The sequence below is a fragment of the Chitinophaga sp. genome (genome assembly GCF_036566945.1).
Classification (GTDB): Bacteria; Bacteroidota; Bacteroidia; order Chitinophagales; family Chitinophagaceae; genus Chitinophaga.
Genome location: NZ_DATCVJ010000225.1, coordinates 1 through 2,135 on the forward strand (window position 1 = coordinate 1; position 2,135 = coordinate 2,135).

Genomic DNA, 2,135 nt, shown 5'->3' on the forward strand with positions numbered 1-2,135 from the left:
TGTTAGACAGACACGAAAAACAACCTGGCTGGTTAAACCAGCCTTACAAACTATCTATGGCTGAGGTGGAGAACCCTTTAACAGTGGTAGAGGACTTTTTTGAACATGATCACCTTTATGGCAACAGAGATACCCTTTGGGAAATGTTGAAATCAACAGTAACGGGGAATTACGCAAAGCGGTTAACTGGAAAAGAAAAAGAGAACATGGTCGCATTTTACGAAATGCTCGAACGACTGATAGAATCCTGTTATTTGATAAACGAATATAGCCAATCAGGAAAGTTACGCTTTAATAAAGCCACTTCACAAACCGATACTAATTGTCGTAGTGAGGAAGAGCATCCGGATGAATATAACCCGATCATAGAGGGTATCGATCAAGCTGGCAATAAAATCCCGGAGATTGAAAAAATATTTCTTATTAAATATCACTCCCGGATAGACTACACTGCTTCGTTCCTTATACTCACTCATAGTAACGTTACTAGTCACGAACAGCTGGAGCGTAGTATTAGAGAACATTTCTCAGAAGAGTGGCCGGTTAACATACTGATAAGGACAGCTACGGAAGTATATAATTTCTGGAAGGATGGTAACATTTTCTATAACAGGGTCTGTTGGAAGGAAAGACTGAAATATGACGCTGGGAACACTCTTCTGCCCAGCCCTAAAATTTATTCATTGCAAGAGGTAAAAGGCAAGGCTATTAATCTCTATGAGAGAATCGGTTCTGTTGTCCCCGGATTTTTACTAGGCGCCCAAAAATATGCTGAGGGAAAACATAATGCACTATCCGCCTTTTCTCTGCATCAGGCGGCGGAACATGCAATGCGGGCGTTACTTATTTCAATACTGGGATTTGCGCCACATACGCATACTCTCGGTTCATTCTTGCAAGCCAGTCTGTTTTTAACAGAAGAATTAATTGGAATATTTCATGAGGAAGATATAAAAGGCGAAAGTTCCCTTTACCTATTGAATAAGTCATACGTGAAAGCACGTTACGTGAATCAAGACGCTTTTATTATTACGGATGATGATCTGAATTCCCTTCACTCAAAGGTTACCGAACTGGTCAAAGCAGTATCAAAGGTATTTAATGAGCTGATCAACGAGGTCGGTCAGCTATCATCCTCACCATATTTCACCAAAGATTTTGATTTATGAAGACACTTTTCAGAAATGCAAAGCTACATGCAAAATCTGCACCACGGCAGATAAAGGCCATCGATGTACCCTGGCTCAATTTATCCGGCCAGTGGTTGGTAAAAGCTGGCTTCAACATCGGAGACGATATCTGTATAATAGTAAAGCATAATTATTTGCGGATTACGAAATCCGTACAGACATCAAAAAGCATTCATCCTTCTAAAGACAAAATCAAATGAAGAACCTAAAATGTATTCGTATGATTTTAGTGGCCCAGCGTCGCTATCACTTCAAGACTTCTGTTAAGATAAAACCTGTAATGACATTTTCTGGAAAATGGCTACAAGAGGCTGGATTTGATTGTAAGGAAAAGGTGCAAGTAAAAGTTTTTTCAGGTAAGTTGATTATTACCAAAATAAACAAATTTCCCAATTACAAGAAACAGTTGAAAAGCTATATGCGCCAGCTAAGTGCTGCTACCGCGTAATTAATAATTCTAATTTCTAAAATATAGCATCATGACAACAACCTCCAAAATTAAGTTAATCAATCAGTCCACACATTACCTCAAAATACGCCAGGACAGAGTTCCGCCTTTTATTATGGAAGGCTCCTACGTTTTCGCACAAGAGGTAGAAGAAAAAGACATCAGTTTAAAGCCTGATATCTTTATGATCTCATTCTTAAATGGTGGCAAGAGATTCATAAAAGCACAACGAAAAAATGGCATGTTCATTTTCTCGAATATCCTTACTGGTGGTGTTATTTCAATCCATAAAAGCGAAATAAAAGGTATTTATAGATTAAAGTTGGTTTCGGATACGGAACCTGAAATTCCAGTGCATCTTATTTCCTTGCATGATCAATTAGCATAATAGTAGATGAACCTTAAATCTCAACGAACGAGGCACCGTGTATTCCTGCACACGCCTCTTTTTTATCAAATACTACTGAATCAAGAAATCAAGATCTGGTTTATCGACG

4 protein-coding genes are annotated in these 2,135 nt (G+C 38.5%); all 4 read left to right on the forward strand.

Annotated elements, in window-relative coordinates; all coding sequences use genetic code 11:
- A partial coding sequence (locus VIP81_RS06445) for a HEPN domain-containing protein (RefSeq protein WP_331957649.1) occupies nt 1-1,169 on the forward strand: 1,169 nt, incomplete at its 5' end.
- Nucleotides 1,166-1,390 carry a SymE family type I addiction module toxin gene (locus tag VIP81_RS33735; RefSeq protein ID WP_414649303.1) on the forward strand — a complete coding sequence of 75 codons (225 nt, stop codon included), beginning with the start codon at nt 1,166-1,168 and terminating at the stop codon, nt 1,388-1,390. The genes VIP81_RS06445 and VIP81_RS33735, both read left to right, overlap by 4 nt.
- Nucleotides 1,387-1,638 carry a SymE family type I addiction module toxin gene (locus VIP81_RS06450; protein ID WP_331957650.1) on the forward strand — a complete coding sequence of 84 codons (252 nt, stop codon included), beginning with the start codon at nt 1,387-1,389 and terminating at the stop codon, nt 1,636-1,638. The genes VIP81_RS33735 and VIP81_RS06450 overlap by 4 nt, the downstream gene beginning before the upstream one ends.
- Nucleotides 1,639-1,669: 31 nt before the next feature.
- Nucleotides 1,670-2,026 carry a hypothetical protein gene (locus tag VIP81_RS06455; RefSeq protein WP_331957651.1) on the forward strand — a complete coding sequence of 119 codons (357 nt, stop codon included), beginning with the start codon at nt 1,670-1,672 and terminating at the stop codon, nt 2,024-2,026.
- Nucleotides 2,027-2,135 lie beyond the last annotated feature (109 nt).